The organism is Crossiella sp. SN42, assembly GCF_023897065.1.
In the GTDB taxonomy this organism is placed as follows: Bacteria; Actinomycetota; Actinomycetes; order Mycobacteriales; family Pseudonocardiaceae; genus Crossiella.
On the sequence record NZ_JAMHIV010000019.1, the window covers coordinates 98,722 to 114,925 of the forward strand.

General features: G+C 71.1%; 13 protein-coding genes and 1 pseudogene. 4 read left to right on the forward strand and 10 right to left on the reverse strand.

The window, feature by feature from the left end:
- Window positions 1-313: 313 nt before the first annotated feature.
- From M8C13_RS45810 to M8C13_RS23260, 3 genes and pseudogenes are all read left to right on the forward strand, one after another.
- Window positions 314-1,501: pseudogene (locus tag M8C13_RS45810) on the forward strand (sorbosone dehydrogenase family protein); the annotation flags it as partial.
- 141 nt (window positions 1,502-1,642) lie between these two features.
- On the forward strand, window positions 1,643-3,160 hold the full coding sequence (locus tag M8C13_RS45815; protein WP_374213128.1) for a LamG-like jellyroll fold domain-containing protein: 1,518 nt from the start codon (window positions 1,643-1,645) through the stop codon (window positions 3,158-3,160).
- A 49-nt stretch (window positions 3,161-3,209) separates the two neighbouring features.
- Window positions 3,210-4,007 carry an FkbM family methyltransferase gene (locus tag M8C13_RS23260; protein ID WP_252482786.1) on the forward strand — a complete coding sequence of 266 codons (798 nt, stop codon included), beginning with the start codon at window positions 3,210-3,212 and terminating at the stop codon, window positions 4,005-4,007.
- 9 nt (window positions 4,008-4,016) lie between these two features.
- Here the strand turns inward: M8C13_RS23260 and M8C13_RS23265 are convergent, their stop codons facing one another.
- The 10 genes from M8C13_RS23265 to ruvC all read right to left on the reverse strand — a co-directional run bounded on the left by M8C13_RS23265 (window position 4,017) and on the right by ruvC (window position 14,405).
- On the reverse strand, window positions 4,017-6,311 hold the full coding sequence (locus tag M8C13_RS23265) for a bifunctional (p)ppGpp synthetase/guanosine-3',5'-bis(diphosphate) 3'-pyrophosphohydrolase (protein WP_256509533.1): 2,295 nt from the start codon (window positions 6,309-6,311) through the stop codon (window positions 4,017-4,019).
- Between the two features lie 212 nt (window positions 6,312-6,523).
- Window positions 6,524-7,441, reverse strand: a complete 918-nt coding sequence (locus tag M8C13_RS23270; protein ID WP_252482787.1) for an FKBP-type peptidyl-prolyl cis-trans isomerase — start codon at window positions 7,439-7,441, stop codon at window positions 6,524-6,526.
- Window positions 7,442-7,563: 122 nt separating this feature from the next.
- On the reverse strand, window positions 7,564-7,734 hold the full coding sequence (locus tag M8C13_RS23275) for a hypothetical protein (RefSeq protein ID WP_252482788.1): 171 nt from the start codon (window positions 7,732-7,734) through the stop codon (window positions 7,564-7,566).
- A 188-nt stretch (window positions 7,735-7,922) separates the two neighbouring features.
- Complete coding sequence (locus M8C13_RS23280) at window positions 7,923-8,483, reverse strand: adenine phosphoribosyltransferase (protein WP_252482882.1); 561 nt, start codon at window positions 8,481-8,483, stop codon at window positions 7,923-7,925.
- Window positions 8,484-8,536: 53 nt separating this feature from the next.
- On the reverse strand, window positions 8,537-9,799 hold the full coding sequence (gene secF, locus M8C13_RS23285) for a protein translocase subunit SecF (protein WP_252482789.1): 1,263 nt from the start codon (window positions 9,797-9,799) through the stop codon (window positions 8,537-8,539).
- 1 nt (window position 9,800) lies between these two features.
- Window positions 9,801-11,501 carry a protein translocase subunit SecD gene (gene secD, locus M8C13_RS23290; protein ID WP_252482790.1) on the reverse strand — a complete coding sequence of 567 codons (1,701 nt, stop codon included), beginning with the start codon at window positions 11,499-11,501 and terminating at the stop codon, window positions 9,801-9,803.
- A 170-nt stretch (window positions 11,502-11,671) separates the two neighbouring features.
- Window positions 11,672-12,025: a preprotein translocase subunit YajC gene (gene yajC, locus M8C13_RS23295; protein WP_374213122.1), complete on the reverse strand. Its 354-nt coding sequence runs from the start codon at window positions 12,023-12,025 to the stop codon at window positions 11,672-11,674.
- 129 nt (window positions 12,026-12,154) lie between these two features.
- A complete protein-coding gene (ruvB, locus tag M8C13_RS23300) occupies window positions 12,155-13,186 on the reverse strand; it encodes a Holliday junction branch migration DNA helicase RuvB (RefSeq protein ID WP_252482883.1) in 1,032 nt (343 codons plus the stop codon).
- A gap of 27 nt (window positions 13,187-13,213) precedes the next feature.
- Window positions 13,214-13,810 carry a Holliday junction branch migration protein RuvA gene (gene ruvA / locus M8C13_RS23305; protein WP_252482792.1) on the reverse strand — a complete coding sequence of 199 codons (597 nt, stop codon included), beginning with the start codon at window positions 13,808-13,810 and terminating at the stop codon, window positions 13,214-13,216.
- A 4-nt stretch (window positions 13,811-13,814) separates the two neighbouring features.
- On the reverse strand, window positions 13,815-14,405 hold the full coding sequence (gene ruvC, locus M8C13_RS23310) for a crossover junction endodeoxyribonuclease RuvC (RefSeq protein ID WP_252482793.1): 591 nt from the start codon (window positions 14,403-14,405) through the stop codon (window positions 13,815-13,817).
- Between the two features lie 160 nt (window positions 14,406-14,565).
- Between ruvC and M8C13_RS23315 the strand changes: the two genes are divergently transcribed.
- Complete coding sequence (locus M8C13_RS23315) at window positions 14,566-16,191, forward strand: FAD-binding oxidoreductase (RefSeq protein ID WP_252482794.1); 1,626 nt, start codon at window positions 14,566-14,568, stop codon at window positions 16,189-16,191.
- The last annotated feature ends 13 nt before the right edge of the window (window positions 16,192-16,204 follow it).

Here is a 16,204-nt window from a genome sequence, read left to right on the forward strand (position 1 = left end):
CGGGACGCGGCGCGACAGGCAGGGCAGGGCGGCGTCTGGCGGGGCTTGGCGGCGTTTGGCGGCTCTTGGCCGGGAACTGGCGGCGTTTGGCGGGGCCTGAGCTCTCCTGGCTGGTTTTTGGGTCGTGGCCTGGCGCCTTGATTTCGATTGACACTGAAGTCACAGGGGCTATAGACTAATATGGCGGCTTGGTATAGGCCGATGAGCTGCCCTGATGGCGGATTGCTACCGCTTGGTTGCGCAGGGTAGTTGTTGGGGGCCGCGGGCGGGGGCCGGGTGGTCGCTTTGTCGGTGCGAGCCTTGGGGACCCGGAATGTCTGTGCTGCGCGTGCTTCTCGCTGCCCTGCTGACCTTGACCTGTCTGGTGGGACTGCCCGCCGCGACCGCCTCGGCCACGCCACCGGGGTTTGTCGACTCTGTCGCGTTGTCGGGATTGCACGCGCCGACCAATGTGGCCTTCGCCGCGGACGGGCGGGTTTTTGTCGCGGAGAAACGTGGCATTGTGAATGTGTTCGACGGGTTGGGTGATCCGACGCCGACCGTGTTCGCCGATTTGCGCACCCAGGTGCAGGACTACTGGGACCGGGGATTGCTGGGGCTGGCGTTGCATCCGCGGTTTCCGGTGGTGCCGCACGTGTACGTCGCCTATACCTACGACGCGATTCCCGGGGGTGTGGCACCGGCTTGGGGGGACACCTGTCCTGATCCGCCGGGGGCGACCGTGAATGGGTGTGTGGTGCAGGGGCGGGTGTCCCGGTTGGTGGCCAGTGGGAATACCGGGACCGAGCAGGTGGTGCTGACCTCGTGGTGTCAGCAGTTTCCCAGCCATACCGTGGGTGAGTTGCGGTTCGGGGCTGATGGGGCGCTCTATGTGAGCGCCGGGGACGGGGCCAGCTTCAACTATGCCGACTGGGGGCAGACCAAGAATCCGTGCGCGGATCCGCCTGGGGCCGCCGGGTCCAGCCTGTCGCCGCCCGCGGCGCAGGGTGGGGCGGTGCGGGCGCAGGCGGTGCGACGGCCAGCTGGGCAGCCTCGGGTGTTGAACGGGTCGGTGATTCGCATTGATCCGGATACCGGGGCCGGGTTGCCGGGGAATCCGTTCGCGGGGAGTTCGGATCCGAACGCACGGCGGGTCACCGCTTATGGGTTGCGGAATCCGTTCCGGTTCACGGTGCGGCCGGGGACTTCGGAGCTGTGGGTGGCCGATGTGGGGTGGGGCACCTGGGAGGAGATCAACCGGGTGGTCAATCCGGCCGATGCCACCGCGGAGAACTTCGGCTGGCCTTGTTATGAGGGCACGGCTCGGCAGGGCGGTTATGACGGGGCGAACCTGGACTCCTGCGAACAGCTCTACGCGGGGGCCGGGCAACAGGCTCCCTATTACGCCTATCGGCATGACGGTTCGGTGGTGGCCGGGGACGGGTGCCCGACCGGGAGCTCTTCGGTGACGGGGCTGGCTTTTGAGCAGGGCAGCGCTTATCCGGCGGAGTATCGGGGGGCGTTGTTCTTCGCGGACTCCTCGCGGGGTTGTGTGTGGGCGATGCGCACCGGGGCGAACGGGTTGCCGGATCCGGCGCGGATCGTCACCGTCGCCACCGGGGTGCGGATTCCGGTGCAGATCCTGCGCGGACCGGGCGGGGACATGTTCTACCTGGCGCTGGGGGCGGGTGAGCTGCGGCGGTTGAGCTATCCGGCGGGCAACCGGGCGCCGACGGCGGTGGCGACCGCGACCCCGGCCAGTGGGCCCGCGCCGTTGACGGTGCGGTTCGACGGGTCGCGGTCCACCGATCCGGACGCCGACGCGCTGACCTACGGCTGGGACCTCGACGGGGACGGCGCCTATGACGACTCGACGCTGCCCCGGCCCAGCTGGACCTACGGTCAGGTCAGCCAGGTGACCGTGCGGCTGCGGGTGACCGATCCGGCCGGGTTGTCCGGGACCACCTCGGTGACGGTGACCGTGGGTCAGCCGCCGCCGCAGGACCCGGTGCCGGTGATCGCCAGTCCTACGGCGGCGCTGCGCTGGCAGGTGGGGCAGCGGATCCCGTTCAGCGGCAGCGCCACCGATCCGCAGGACGGACCGTTGCCCGCCTCGGCGCTGACCTGGCGGCTGGTGTTGCACCACTGTCCGAGCAACTGCCACACCCATCCGGTGCAGAGCTTCACCGGGGTGGCCGGTGGGGAGTTCTTCGCGCCGGACCACGAGTACCCGTCGTTCCTGGAGCTGGTGCTGACCGCGCGGGACTCCGGCGGGCGGGAGGCCAGCAGCTCGGTGCGGCTGGACCCGCGGACGGTGCAGCTGAGCTTCGCCACCGACCCGCCGGGGTTGCAGCTGACCACGTTCTCCCAGACCCAGGTCACCCCGTTCACCAGGACGGTCATCGTCGGGTCGGCGAACTCGGTGTCCGCGCCCAGTCCGCAGACGTTGTCCGGCACCAGCTTCGGGTTCACCTCCTGGTCCGACGGCGGCGCGAACAGCCACGTGGTCACCGCGCCGGCCACCGCGACCACCTACACCGCGCGCTACCGGGCCAGTGGGCTGCTCGCGGAGTACGGCTTCGACGCGGGCAGCGGGAGCACCGCCGCCGATGACAGCGGCAGTGGGCGCACCGGCACGGTCACCGGCGCGCAGTGGGTGACCACCGGCCGGTTCGGGCGGGCGCTGCGCTTCGACGGGGTCGACGACTGGGTCACCGTGCCCGGCCACACCAGCCTGTCCCCGGCCCGGTTCACCCTCTCCGCCTGGGTGCAGCCGAGCGCGGCGAGCACGCAGTGGCGCACGATCGCGTTGCGGGAGACCACGAACGGGCTCAGCTACGGCCTCTACGCCAGTTCGCCGTCGCGGGGCCCTGGCGCGGCGGCGCGGGTCGGCGGGGTGGAGCGGGACACCGCGAGTGCGACCGCGTTACCGGCAGGCCAGTGGTCGTATGTGAGCGCGACCTACGACGGGAGCGTGCTGCGGCTCTACGTCAACGGCTCGCTGGTGGCCAGCCAAGCGGTGGCCGGGTCGGTGACCGCGTCCACCGGGGTGTTGCGGATCGGCGGGAACGCGGTGTGGCGCAACGAGTTCTTCGCCGGGCTGATCGACGAGGTGCGGCTCTACGACCGGGCGCTGAGCCCGGCCGAGCTGGCCGCGGACCAGGCCAGGCCGGTGAACTGAGCGCGGTCCCGGCCTGGACTCCCGGGGCGGGGACTGCTAGAGATCTCGCGTGAGCACGGAGACGATCCAACTGCACTGCGTCAACTCGTGGGAGGCCGCGTTCCTGCGCGAGGAGGTGCGCGGCTACTTCACCCCGGAGGTCGATCTCCGGCCGGGGGCGACCGTGCTCGACGTGGGCGCCAACATCGGCGTCTTCGCCGCGGCCGTCTACGAGCGGCTGGGCGGTGACGTGCGGCTGTTCGCCTTCGAGCCGATGCCGCCGCTGCACGCGACGCTGGCCCGCAACGCCGAGGAGTTCTTCGACGGCAAGCTGACCGCGCTGCCCTACGGGCTGGCCGCCGCCGAGCACGAGCTCGACTTCAGCTACTTCCCGGCCGCGACGATCTTCTCCTCCTCGCTGCGCGACGCGGGCAACATCGAGCAGGAGCGGCGGCGGGTCACCGCCAGCGTGGTGGAGATGATCCGGCAGGGCGGCATGGGACCGGCGCTGCGCCGGGTGCCCGCGCCGGTGCTGCGTTTCCTGGTGGGCCGCAAGCTGCGGGTGATGCGCGAGCTGGAGACCCACCGGGTGCGGGTCCGGCCGCTCTCGGCGGTGATCGAGGAGCAGGGCATCGAGGCGATCGACCTGCTCAAGATCGACGTCGAGGGCGCGGAGCTGGACGTGCTGCACGGCATCGAGGACCGGCACTGGCCGCTCATCCGGCAGTCGGTGGTCGAGGTCGAGGGCTGGGCGGCCAACCGCGACCGGATCAGCGAGGTGTTCACCGCGCGCGGCTACACCGTGCGGCCCGAGCAGGACCCGGCGCAGCGGGCCGCCGACATCGGCATGGTCTTCGCGGCCCGCTAGCGGCCTGGTTCAGCTGGCCGAGGTGACCCGGTACACGTCGTAGACGCCCTCCACGTTGCGCACCGCCTTGAGCACGTGGCCGAGGTGTTTCGGGTCGCCCATCTCGAAGGCGAACCGGCTCACCGCGACCCGGTCCCGCGAGGTGGTCACCGAGGCGGAGAGGATGTTGACCCGTTCGTCGGCGAGCACCTTGGTGATGTCGGAGAGCAGCCGGTGCCGGTCCAGGGCCTCGACCTGGATGGCGACCAGGAACACCGAGGACGCCGAGGGAGCCCATTCGACCTCCAGGAGGCGTTCCGGGCTGGCCTGGAGCTCCTCGCTGTTGGTGCAGTCGGTGCGGTGCACGCTGACCCCGCCGCCCCGGGTGACGAAGCCGAGGATCTCATCGCCCGGCACCGGGGTGCAGCAGCGGGCGAGCTTGACCCACACGTCGCTGGTGCCCTTGACCACCACGCCGGCGTCCACGCCGCGGCGGCGCTGCACGGTGGAGGGGGTGGCCCGGTCGGCCAGCTCCTCCTCGGCGTGCTCCACCCCGCCGAGCAGGGCGACCAGGCGCTGCACCAGGTGGCGGGCGGAGACGTGGCCCTCGCCGACGGCGGCGTAGAGGGAGCTGACGTCGAGGTAGCGGAGCTCGCGGGCCAGCGCGGTGACCGAGTCGGCGGAGACCAGGCGCTGCATGGGCAGGCCGACCCGGCGGACCTCCTTGGCGATCTGGTCCTTGCCGGCCTCGATGGCCTCTTCGCGGCGTTCCTTGGCGAACCACTGCTTGATCTTGGTCTTGGCGCGCGGGCTGGCCGCGAACTGCAACCAGTCGCGGCTGGGTCCCGCGCCTTCGGCCTTGGAGGTGAAGATCTCCACGACCTCGCCGTTCTCCAGCTTGCGCTCGAGTGCGACCAGGCGGCCGTTGACGCGGGCGCCGATGCAGCGGTGCCCGACCTCGGTGTGCACCGCGTAGGCGAAGTCCACCGGGGTGGAGCCTGCGGGCAGGGTCACCACGTCGCCCTTGGGGGTGAAGACGAAGATCTCCTTGACCGCGAGGTCGTAGCGCAGCGACTCCAGGAACTCGCCAGGGTCGGCGGCCTCCCGCTGCCAGTCCAGCAGCTGGCGCATCCAGGCCATCTCGTCGACCTCGACGCCCTTGTGGGTGCCGCGGGTCTCCTTGTAGCGCCAGTGCGCGGCGATGCCGTACTCGGCGGTGCGGTGCATCTCGTAGGTGCGGATCTGCACCTCGAGGGGTTTGCCATCGGGGCCGATCACGGTGGTGTGCAGGGACTGGTAGACGCCGAAGCGGGGCTGGGCGACGTAGTCCTTGAACCGGCCGGGCATGGGCTGCCAGAGCGCGTGCACCACGCCCATCGCGGCGTAGCAGTCGCGCACCTCGTCGACCAGGATGCGCACGCCGACCAGGTCGTGGATGTCGTCGAAGTCGCGGCCGCGGACGATCATCTTCTGGTGGATGGAGTAGTAGTGCTTGGGGCGGCCTTCCACCCTGGCCAGGATGCGCGCGGACTCCAGGTGCCCGGAGAGCTCGTCGGTGACCTTGCGCAGGTGCTTGTCCCGGCTGGGCGCGCGGTTGGCGACCAGGCGGACGATCTCGTCGTACTTCTTGGGCTGCAGGATGGCGAAGGCCAGGTCCTCCAGCTCCCACTTGACCGTGGCCATGCCCAGGCGGTGGGCCAGCGGGGCGAGGACCTCCAGGGTCTCGCGGGCCTTGCGGGCCTGCTTCTCCGGGGCCAGGAAGCGCATGGTGCGCATGTTGTGCAGCCGGTCGGCGAGCTTGATCACCAGCACCCGGGGGTCGCGGGCCATGGCGATGACCATCTTGCGGATGGTCTCGGCCTCGGCGGCGGCGCCCAGCTTGACCTTGTCCAGCTTGGTGACGCCGTCGACGAGGTGGGCGACCTCGTCGCCGAACTCCTCGCTGAGGGCGTCCAGGGAGTAGTCGGTGTCCTCGACGGTGTCGTGCAGCAGCGCGGCGACCAGGGTGATGGTGTCCATGCCGAGCTCGGCCAGGATGGTGGCCACCGCGAGCGGGTGCGTGATGTAGGGGTCGCCGGACTTGCGGCGCTGTTCCCGGTGCTTGTCCTCGGCGACGTCGTAGGCGTGCTGGAGCAGCGCGAGGTCGGCCTTGGGGTGCAGTTCGCGGTGCACCGCGGCCAGGGGTTCGAGGACCTGTTTGACCGGGGCGGCGCGCTGCGCGGTGATCCGCCGGGCCAGCCGTGCGCGCACCCGCCGGGTGGCTGAGGGCGGCGGCGCGGGGAGCGCCGGCTGCGCCACTACGGAGGCTTCGACGTCTTGGCTCAAGTGCACGCTCCCGGATTTCCTCGGGTTGCCGAGGCCACCGACCCCGGTAACCGAGGATAACGCCACAGGTCGTGCGGGACGCGCGGGTGTTCGACGAACGTGAAGAGTGACACGACGAACAGCGTCCGGCTTACCGCTGGACCGATCATTTTTCGCCGTGTGTGCGGTCCCGGTCACCGTGCGTGTGCACCGGCGACCGGAACCGCACCCGGTCAGTGGGCGGCGAGCACGTCCACCACGTGTACCAGCGTGTCGGTCTGGCCCTGGGCGGGCGGGACGACCAGGAGCACCCGGCTGCCGGCGCGGACCCCGGAGAGTCCGGCGATCAGGCCGTCAGGGGTCTTGCCGGGACGCAGGGTGAAGGCGGCGGGCTTGCCCTTTCGCCAGGAGGAGTCGACGACCTCGCCGGTGCGCCAGGCCACGGTGGTGTGCTGGACGATCGCGGTCTGCCCCGGCCAGACCCGGGGGCCGCGGCCTTCGACCAGGGTGCGGGACTCCGGCCACCGCGGCGGCTGCGCCGCGGGGATGGTGATGGCGGGCTGGCGGCCGTCGACGCGTTCGACCGAGGGCAGCCGCCGGGTGTCGTAGGGGCGGCCGGGCTTGCCCACGGCGGAGGCGGCGCTCTGGTAGGTGCCGTAGACGTCGACGACGAAGACCAGGGTGTCGTCCTTGAGGATGCCCGCCTCCGGGATACCGCCGCGCGGGCCGTAGCCCCAGTCCGGCGGCACGGTCAGCACGACCCGGCTGCCCGCGCGCACGCCGAGCAGGCCCTGGTCCCAGCCCTTGATCAGCTTGCCGACACCCAGGGGCACGTCGAAGGGCGCGGTCCCGCCGTAGGAGTGCTCGACGAGCTTGTTGTTGCGCCACACCTTGAGCAGGTAGTGCGCGAAGAGGATCTCGCCCTTCATGGCGGCCGGGCCGCGGCCGGGGATGGCGGTGCGCACGTCCAGGGTGGCGGACGGGGTGACCGCGGAGGGGATCTCCAGGACCGGTTCGTGGCCGAAGGCGCCGGCGACGAAGGGACGGTCGTGCGCGGGTCCGGCGGCCGCGGTGGCGGTGCCGAGCCCGAGGGCGGCGCTGAGGCCGACGGCCAGCAGCACCAGTGTTCTGCGTGTCAGTGAGTGAGCCACGAGGCACCGTAACCAGGGCGGTAGGGCGCGGGGCACCACCGAAGAGAGCAGCCCCGCCGCGCTGGTGCGCGACGGGGCTGCTCAGGTGCGCGGACGCCGGGTGGCGGTCGGCGTCCGCGTGGTCAGCGCCGGCAGATGTCGGTGGCCAGTGCCGTGAGGGCCTGGCCGGCGTCCTTGCACCAGCCGCTGGCTCCCGCTTTGCTCTCGGTCGCGCCGAGGACGAACAGCAGGGCGGTGGTGGCGATCGCGGCGGTGAACACGCTGCCAACTCGACGTACGACGGTTGAGTTCATAGTGAATCCCCCGTTGGTGTGGTGGCCGGGCGGTGGCGGCTCGGCTCGGTGTGCCACAGATCTCCAGATTAGCCCGAACGAGGGACCTTGGAATTGTCTTTAGGTGCACTGATTCCAGGCTGTCACGGCACGGACACACGCCGGCGGCGCCAGGGAAGCCCTGACGCCGCTGGTGTGGTTGGTCTGGTTCAGACGGTGCGAAGTGCCGTGACCTGGTAGCCCTCCAGGGCGGCGCGGCCGTTGAGGGCGGCGATCTCCAGGACCACCACGATCCCGGCGACCACTCCCCCGGCCTGCTCGATCAGCTGGCAGGTGGCCGCGGCGGTGCCGCCGGTGGCGAGCACGTCGTCGATGACCGCGACCCGCTGGCCGGGCCGGATGGCGCCTTCGGCGAGCTCCAGCTCGGCGGTGCCGTACTCGAGCTGGTAGCTGACCTTGGCCGCGACCGAGGGCAGTTTCCCGGCTTTGCGGACCGGGACCACGCCGACGCCGCAGCCGTAGGCCACCGGGGCGGCCAGCAGGAACCCGCGAGCCTCGACGCCGGCCACCACCTCGGCCTGCGGGCAGGCCGCGGCCAGGCCGTAGACCAGAGCGCCGAGTGCCTTCGGATCGGCCAGCATCGGGGTGAGGTCGCGGAAGAGCACGCCGGGCTGCGGGAAGTCGGGGACGTCCCTGATCAGGTCCAGCGCGCCCTCGAGGTCACCGGCCAGGGTCAGCTGCTTGACCACGGCCTGCTGGGCCTGCGCCATGGCCTCGCCGACGCCACGGGTGGCCTCGGCGAGGTCGGGCTGCTGTGCTCCGGTCACCGGCCGCGCTTACCGGTCGGGCGGGCCTTGGGCGCGGCGCGGCGGGCGTCGCTGGCCTTGGCGGTGCGGCCGGGCACGGCGGAGGCCGCGCTGATCGCCTGCTCGCGGCGCAGCTCGGCGTCCAGGCTGTCCTCGTCGGTCGGCTCGAAGGTCTCGCCCGCGGCGGCCGCCTCGGCCTTGCGGGCCAGGTTGGCCCGGCGCGCGGCGACCCGCTGGGCCTGCTGCTGGTACTTCGGCTCGGTCAGCTTCAGCGTCACCAGCAGCGGCGAGGCCAGGAAGATCGAGGAGAAGACACCGGAGATCATGCCGGTCATCTGCACCAGCGCGAGGTCCTTGAGCGTGCCCACGCCGAGCAGGCCGACGCCGATGGCCAGCAGCGCGAACACCGGCAGCACCGCGATCAGCGAGGTGTTCAGCGAGCGCACCAGGGTCTGGTTGACCGCCAGGTTGGTGGCCTCGGCGTAGGTGCGCCGGGTCAACCCGAGCAGGCCGCGGGTGTTCTCCTTGACCTTGTCGAAGACGACCACCGTGTCATAGAGCGAGAAGCCGAGGATGGTGAGCAGGCCGATCACCGTGGCCGGGGTGACCTCGAAGCCGACGATGGAGTACACGCCCGCGGTGACGATGAGGTCGAAGGCCAGCGCGGCCAGCGCGCTCAGCGCCATCCACTTCTCGAAGTAGAAGATCAGGAACAGCGTGACCAGCACCAGGAACACCGCCAGGGCGATGATCGCCTGGTTGGTGATCTCCCCGCCCCAGGAGCCGGAGACGGCGCTGTCGCTGATCACCGTCGGCACGCTCTGCCCGTTCACGTCCTTGGGCTTGAGCTGGGTGAACAGCGCGTCGCGCAGCTTGGTGACCTGCTCGGCGTTGAGCGCCTCGGAGCGGATCTGGATGGTCTGGCTGGTGCCGGTGCCCGCGGTCTGCACCGAGGCGGCTTCCTTGCCCAGGGTCTGCTGGTAGACGTCCTTGACCTGCTGGTCGGTGATGGCCGGGCCGCTGACGCTGGAGGTCGGCATGGACAGCTTGGTGCCGCCCTTGAAGTCGATGCCCAGCTCGAAGCCCTTGAACACCATCGAGCCGAGGCAGATCAGGAACAGCAGCGTGGTGGCGATGTACCAGACCTTGCGCTTGCCGACGATGTCCAGCGCGCCGTTGCCCAGGTAGAGCCGGGTGAAGAAGGCTTCCTTCTTCTTCGGTCGCTGGGTGCTTTCCAGGTCGGGGGCCACCACGGCTCCGCTCTCGTTCTGTTCAGCCATCTCAGGCCTCCTTCACGGCTGCGCCGGCCGGGGCGGCCTTGCGGTAGGTCGCGTTGAACCGCTGTGCCTCGCCGAGCCCGGACAGGCCGGGGCGGGAGAGGAACTTGGAGTGCGAGGCCAGCGCGACCAGCGGGTGGGTCACCAGGAACACGATCACCAGGTCGAGCACGGTGGACATGCCCAGGGTGAAGGCGAAGCCCTTGACCTGGCCGACGGCCAGGATGTAGAGCACCGCGGCGGCCAGGAAGCTGACCGCGTCGGCGGAGAGGATGGTGCGGCGGGCGCGGACCCAGGAGCGGGGCACCGCGGAGCGGAAGCTGCGGCCCTCGCGCACCTCGTCCTTGAGTCTTTCGAAGAAGACGATGAAGGAGTCGGCGGTGATGCCGATGGCGATGATGAACCCGGCCACGCCGGCCAGGTCCAGGGTGAAGCCGACCCAGCGGCCCAGCAGCACCAGCACCGCGAAGACGACCAGGCCGGTGAGCACCAGGGACAGCGCGGTGAGGATGCCCAGCGCCCGGTAGTAGAACAGGCAGTACAGCAGCACCAGGGCCAGGCCGATGGCGCCGGCGATGAGACCGGCCTGCAGCGAGGCCAGGCCGAGGGTGGCCGAGACGGTCTCGAACTCCGACTGCTCGAAGTTCAGCGGCAGCGAGCCGTACTTGAGCGCGTTGGCCAGCTGCTGGGCCTCGTTCTGGGTGAACTGGCCGGTGATCTGGGTGCTGCCGCCGACGATGGCCTCGTTGATCGAGGGCGCGGAGACGACCTTGGTGTCGAGCACGAACGCCGCGCGCTTGCCGACGTTCTTGGAGGTGAAGTCGGCCCAGGTCTTCACGCCGTCGCCGTGGAAGTTCAGGGTGACCACGAAGCCGGGGCCCTGGGAGTTGGCCTGCGCGCTGGCGTCGGAGATCTGCTTGCCGTCGAGGAACACCGGGCCCAGGATCAGCTTCTCGGTGCCCTTCTCGTCACAGGTGACCAGGGGCAGCTTCGGGTCGTCCAGGCCGGTGAGTGGGTCGGCGGCCTTGCAGTCCAGGGTGGCCAGGGCGATCTGCTGGGCCTGCTGGTCGCTCAGCAGCGCCGGGTTCTGGCGGAGCTGCTTGGCCTGCTTGATGGCTTCGGGACCGGCCTTGGGCTGGCTGGGCGCGCTGCTGGGCGGCGCGGCGGAGGAGCTGCTCGGCTGGGTGGAGCCGGCGGGCTGCTGGGCGGGGGCGACCCGGCCCTGCGGCTTCGGCGCGGAGGTCGGCGTGCCGGTGCCGGCGCCGGGCGCGGAGGTCGGCGGGGTGGAGCCGCCGGTCTGGTTGCCGGGCGCGGGCTGGTTGGTCGCCGGGACCGCGCCGATGACCGCGCGGAAGCCGAGCACCGCGGTGCGGCCCAGGCTGCGGGCCTCGTCCGGGTTGTTGCCGGGGACCGTGATGACCAGGTTGGTGCCGTCCTGCACGACCTCGGCGCCGGAGATGCCGGAGCCGTTGACGCGGCGGTCGATGATCTCGCGGGCGAGGTTGAGCGACTCCGCGGAAGGCGGGGCGCCGGACTCCGACCGCGCGGTCAGCGTGACCCGCGTGCCGCCCTGCAGGTCGATGCCCAGCTTCGGCTTGGCCTGCCCGTCACCGGTGAAGAACACCAGCGAGTACAGCACGACAACGATCAGTCCGAAGGCGGCGAGGTTTCGCCACGGGCGTACATGCCCAGCCGGAGGTGCCACGGTACGTCGGTCTCCTCAAGCCAACGGGGCCGTGCGGTGGACCCGTTGCCGATGGTCAGTGGATGTGGACCGCTCTGTCCGCATCGGGCGAGGCAGGGCGGTGCGCCCCCGCCACGCTGCACGCGGGGGCGCCAGAGCCTAGCGCGCCAGTAAATCCTGGCGTTAGCGTCTTACCGGTTGTTCTTGCCCTGCTCAAGGGGCGGGGCGACCTCGGCCTTGCTCTCGTTGGACTTGTCGGCCGCCGTCTTGTCGGCGGCGGGAGTCACGGGAAGCTCGTCCTCGTCGACCTCGAGCTCCTCCTCGTCATGCAGGTCCTTGACCTTCTCGCGCACCGCGGCGCGCACCCACTCGGTGGTCACCCCGGGGGCGATCTCCAGCTTGATGGTGGTGTCGTCCTCGGCGTCGACCACCGTCGCGTACAGACCGGAGGTAGTCATGACCCGGTCACCAGGCGCGAGCGAGCTCTGCAGCGACTGCTGTTCCTGGATGGCCCTCTTCTGCTTGCGGACGCTCAGGAACATCATGACCCCGAGCCCGACAATGAGGAGCGGGAAGATAAATGACGGGTCCATCATTCTCCGTTCGGCGGAGGCCGGCCCTGGTGGCCTGACATCCGGTTTTGTTCGGGTATGCGGGTACGAGTGTGCCAGGTGTCACTCGCCGGGAGCCTGGGGCGGGGGTTCGAGCCCGAGGTGGCGCCACGCGGACACGGTAGCGACCCGCCCGCGCGGTGTTCGCGCGAGCATGCCGGCCCGCACCAGGTACGGCTCGCAGACCTCCTCGACGGTGGTCGGCTCCTCACCCACCGCCACGGCCAGGGTAGACACCCCGACCGGGCCGCCTCCAAACGACCGCACCAAAGCACCCAGAACGGCACGATCCAGGCGGTCCAGGCCGAGCTCGTCGACGTCGTAGACCTGGAGCGCGGCCATGGCGATGTCCCTGGTCACGGCCCCGTCGGCGCGGACCTCGGCGTAGTCGCGGACCCGGCGCAGCAGCCGGTTGGCGATGCGCGGGGTGCCGCGGGAGCGCCCGGCGATCTCCACCGCGCCGTCGGGGCGCAGGTCGACGCCGAGGATGCTCGCGGAGCGTTTGAGGATGAGCTCCAGCTCGCCGGGGACGTAGAACTCCATGTGCGCGGTGAAGCCGAAGCGGTCGCGCAGCGGGCCGGTCAGCGAGCCGGACCGGGTGGTGGCGCCGACCAGGGTGAACGGGGCGATGTCCAGGGGGATGCTGGTGGCGCCGGGGCCCTTGCCGACCACCACGTCCACCCGGAAGTCCTCCATGGCCAGGTAGAGCATCTCCTCGGCGGGGCGGGCGATGCGGTGGATCTCGTCGATGAACAGCACGTCGCCCTCGGCCAGGTTGGACAGCATCGCGGCCAGGTCGCCGGCGCGTTCCAGGGCGGGGCCGGAGGTGATCCGCAGCGCGGCGCCCAGCTCGGCGGCGATGATCATGGCGAGGCTGGTCTTGCCGAGTCCGGGCGGGCCGGAGAGCAGCACGTGGTCGGGTGGGGAGCCGCGCCGCATGGCGCCGCCGAGGACCAGTTCGAGCTGTTCGCGGACCCGGCCCTGGCCGACGAACTCGGTCAGGTTCCTCGGCCGCAGCCCGGTCTCGTCCTCGCGTTCGCCGGTGCCTGCGTAGGGCGAGAGGGGGGTGTCCTCCTCGGTCTCGCCCACGAACACCGCGTCGTCTTCGTACACCGCGCTCCCCTACTTCTTGCGCCCGAGTCCGGCCAGGGCCTTGCGCAGCACGGTGGCGGTGTCCCCGCCGCCGTCGGCGAGCACCGCCTCCACCGCGCCCTCGGCCTGTTTGGCCGGGAAGCCCAGTCCCAGCAAGGCTTCCACCACCTGGGCGCGCACGTGGTCGTGGTCCTGGCCGGGCAGTTCGGGGCTGCTGCTGGGGATCAGCGCGCCGACCTTGTCCCGCAGCTCGATGACCAGGCGCTCGGCGCCCTTGCGGCCGACGCCGGGGACCTGGGTGAGCACGGTGAGGTTGCCCTCGGCCAGCGCGGCGCACAGCTTGTCCGGCTCCAGCACGGCGAGCACGGCCAGCGCGAGCTTGGGGCCGACGCCGGTGACGGTCTGCAGCAGGCCGAAGAGCTCGCGGGCCTCGTCGGTGGCGAAGCCGAAGAGGGTGAGGGAGTCCTCGCGCACGACCAGCGTGGTGGACAGCCGGGCTTCCTCACCGCGGCGCAGGGTGGCCAGGGTGGCGGGGGTGGTGCGCACGGCCAGGCCGACGCCGCCGACCTCGATGACGACGTGGTCGAGGCTGATGGAGAGCACCTGGCCGCGTACCGAGGAAATCACGTGATCACTTGTTCCTTGTCCGGGCGGGCTTGGCCGCCGTCCTGGCCGCGGCGGCGAGCCGGGCCTTGTGCGCCTGGGCGAGTTGGGCGGCCCTGGCCTGGGCCTCGGCCAGCCTGGACTGCATGGGCGCGCGCCAGATGTGGCAGATGGCCAGGCCGAGGGCGTCGGCGGCGTCGGCGGGCTTGGGCGCCTCGGTCAGCCCGAGCACCTTGGTGACCATGGCGGTGACCTGGGCCTTGTCCGCGCGGCCGGAGCCGGTGAGCGCGGCCTTCATCTCGCTGGGGGTGTGGAAGGCCACCGGCAGGTCGCGCCGGGCCGCGCACAGCGCGATCACCCCGCCGGCCTGGGCGGTGCCCATGGCGGTGCGCACGTTGTGCTGGCTGAAGACCCGTTCCACCGCGATGACGTCTGGCCGGTAGCGCTCCAGCCACAGCTCGGCGGCGTCGGCGATCTGCAGCAGCCGCACCGCCAGGGGGGCGTCGACCGGGGTGCGGACCACGTCCACGGCGACCGCGCGGACGGTGCGGCCGGTGCCGCCGTCGACCACGGCGATGCCGCAGCGGGTCAGGCCGGGGTCCACTCCCAGCACGCGCACGCAGACCAACTCCCGATCACCTGGCGAACACTCGTTCGAACCCTAGAGGTCGAGCGACTTACCCGGGTGGGTGACACGCGAAAACGTGGACAGTCACCCGCCGGAGTGGGTACCGTCGGTTTCGCAATGCGATCGCATTGAATCTCTTGGGGGTTCTGGAATGAATGATGTCAGCAGGCGCGGCTTCCTGGCCGGGACCGCGGCCCTGGGCGGGCTGGCGGTCACCTCCGGTGTGGCCTCGGCGGCGCCCGAGGCGGCGGCCGGGGCCGGTCATCCGCCGCTGGGCCCGGTGACCGTGCGTCCCGGCGACCCGCGCTACCGGGACTTGCAGATCAAGGGCGTGAACACCCGGTTCCGCCCCGCGCCGGAGGCCTTCCAGCTGGTCGGCTCGACCGAGCAGGTGGTGCGCGCGGTGCAGGAGGCGGTGCGCGCGGGCAAGCGGATCACCGTGCGCGGCGGCGGCCACTCCTGCGAGAACTCCGTGGGCGAGGGCGCGCAGGTCATCATCGACCTGTCCCAGTTCAACGACGTGTACTTCGACCAGCGCCGCGGCGCCTTCGCCATCGAGGCGGGCGCGACCCTGCGCGAGGTGTACAAGACGCTGTACCTGGGCTGGGGCGTGACGCTGCCCGGCGGGGAGTGCGGCGAGGTCGGCGTGGGCGGGCACATCCAGGGCGGCGGCTACGGCCCGCAGTCCCGGCGGCTGGGCGTGACCGTGGACTACCTGTACGCGGTGGAGGTCGTGGTGGTGGACAAGGACGGCACCGCCCGCGCGGTGGTGGCCACCCGCGAGCCCGGCGACCCCAACCGCGAGCTGTGGTGGGCGCACACCGGTGGCGGCGGCGGCAACTTCGGCGTGGTCACCCGCTACTGGATGCGCGACCCCAAGGCCAAGGGCGACGATCCGACCAAGCTGCTGCCGCGCCCGCCGGCGGAGGTGGTGACCAGCGTGGCGATCTGCGGCTGGAAGGACATCGACGAGGACCGCTTCGTCCGGCTGATGCGCAACTACGGCGAGTTCCTGGAGCGCCACAGCGCCCCGGACTCCCCCTACGCCGGCCTGTGGTCGGCGTTCCTGGTGCCCGGCCCGGTCGAGGGCGCGAACCCGGGCGGCTTCATCATCACCGGCCAGATCGACACCGGGGTGCCGAACGCGGAGAAGCTCCTGGCCGACTACTTCGCCGCGGTCACCGCCGGGGTGGACAAGGGCGTGTTCGTCACCCCGCCGGAACGCCAGACCTGGCTGACCAGCGCGCTGTCCTCGGGCACCAACCAGGAGTCGGGGCGGTACAAGCAGAAGTCGGCCTACCTGCGCAAGCGCTACACCGACGAGCAGGCCCGGATCTCCTACCGGCACATCACCGCGACGAAGGCCCCCGAGGGCACCACGCCCCCGCCGCTGCTGTGGCTGTTGTCCTTCGGCGGCAAGGTCAACACCGTTGCCCCCTCGGCCACCGCGATGGCGCAGCGGGACTCCATCCTCAAGGCCACCTTCATCACCTACTGGCCCGACCCCAAGGACGAGGAGACCGAGATCCGCCGCCTCCGCGAGTACTTCCGCGAGCTCTACGCCGACACCGGCGGCGTGCCCGTGCCGAACGCGGCCAACGACGGCTGCTACATCAACTACCCGGACATCGACATGGCCGACCCGGCGTGGAACACCTCCGGCGTGCCGTGGCACGAGCTGTTCTACAAGGGCAACTACCCCCGGTTGCAGCAGGTCAAGGCGAAGTGGGACCCGAGGAACGTCTTCCACCACACCCTGTCCATCCGCCTGCCGTGACCCGCGGGCACCC

Excerpts from the sequence above, each read along its gene's own strand:
- M8C13_RS45815 (WP_374213128.1), top strand. The coding sequence starts at position 1,643 with ATGTTCTACCTGGCGCTGGGGGCGGGTGAGCTGCGGCGGTTGAGCTAT.
- M8C13_RS23315 (WP_252482794.1), top strand. The coding sequence starts at position 14,566 with ATGAATGATGTCAGCAGGCGCGGCTTCCTGGCCGGGACCGCGGCCCTG.
- secF (WP_252482789.1), bottom strand. The coding sequence starts at position 9,799 with ATGGCTGAACAGAACGAGAGCGGAGCCGTGGTGGCCCCCGACCTGGAA.
- yajC (WP_374213122.1), bottom strand. The coding sequence starts at position 12,025 with ATGATGTTCCTGAGCGTCCGCAAGCAGAAGAGGGCCATCCAGGAACAG.
- M8C13_RS23275 (WP_252482788.1), bottom strand. The coding sequence starts at position 7,734 with ATGAACTCAACCGTCGTACGTCGAGTTGGCAGCGTGTTCACCGCCGCG.
- M8C13_RS23280 (WP_252482882.1), bottom strand. The coding sequence starts at position 8,483 with ATGGCGCAGGCCCAGCAGGCCGTGGTCAAGCAGCTGACCCTGGCCGGT.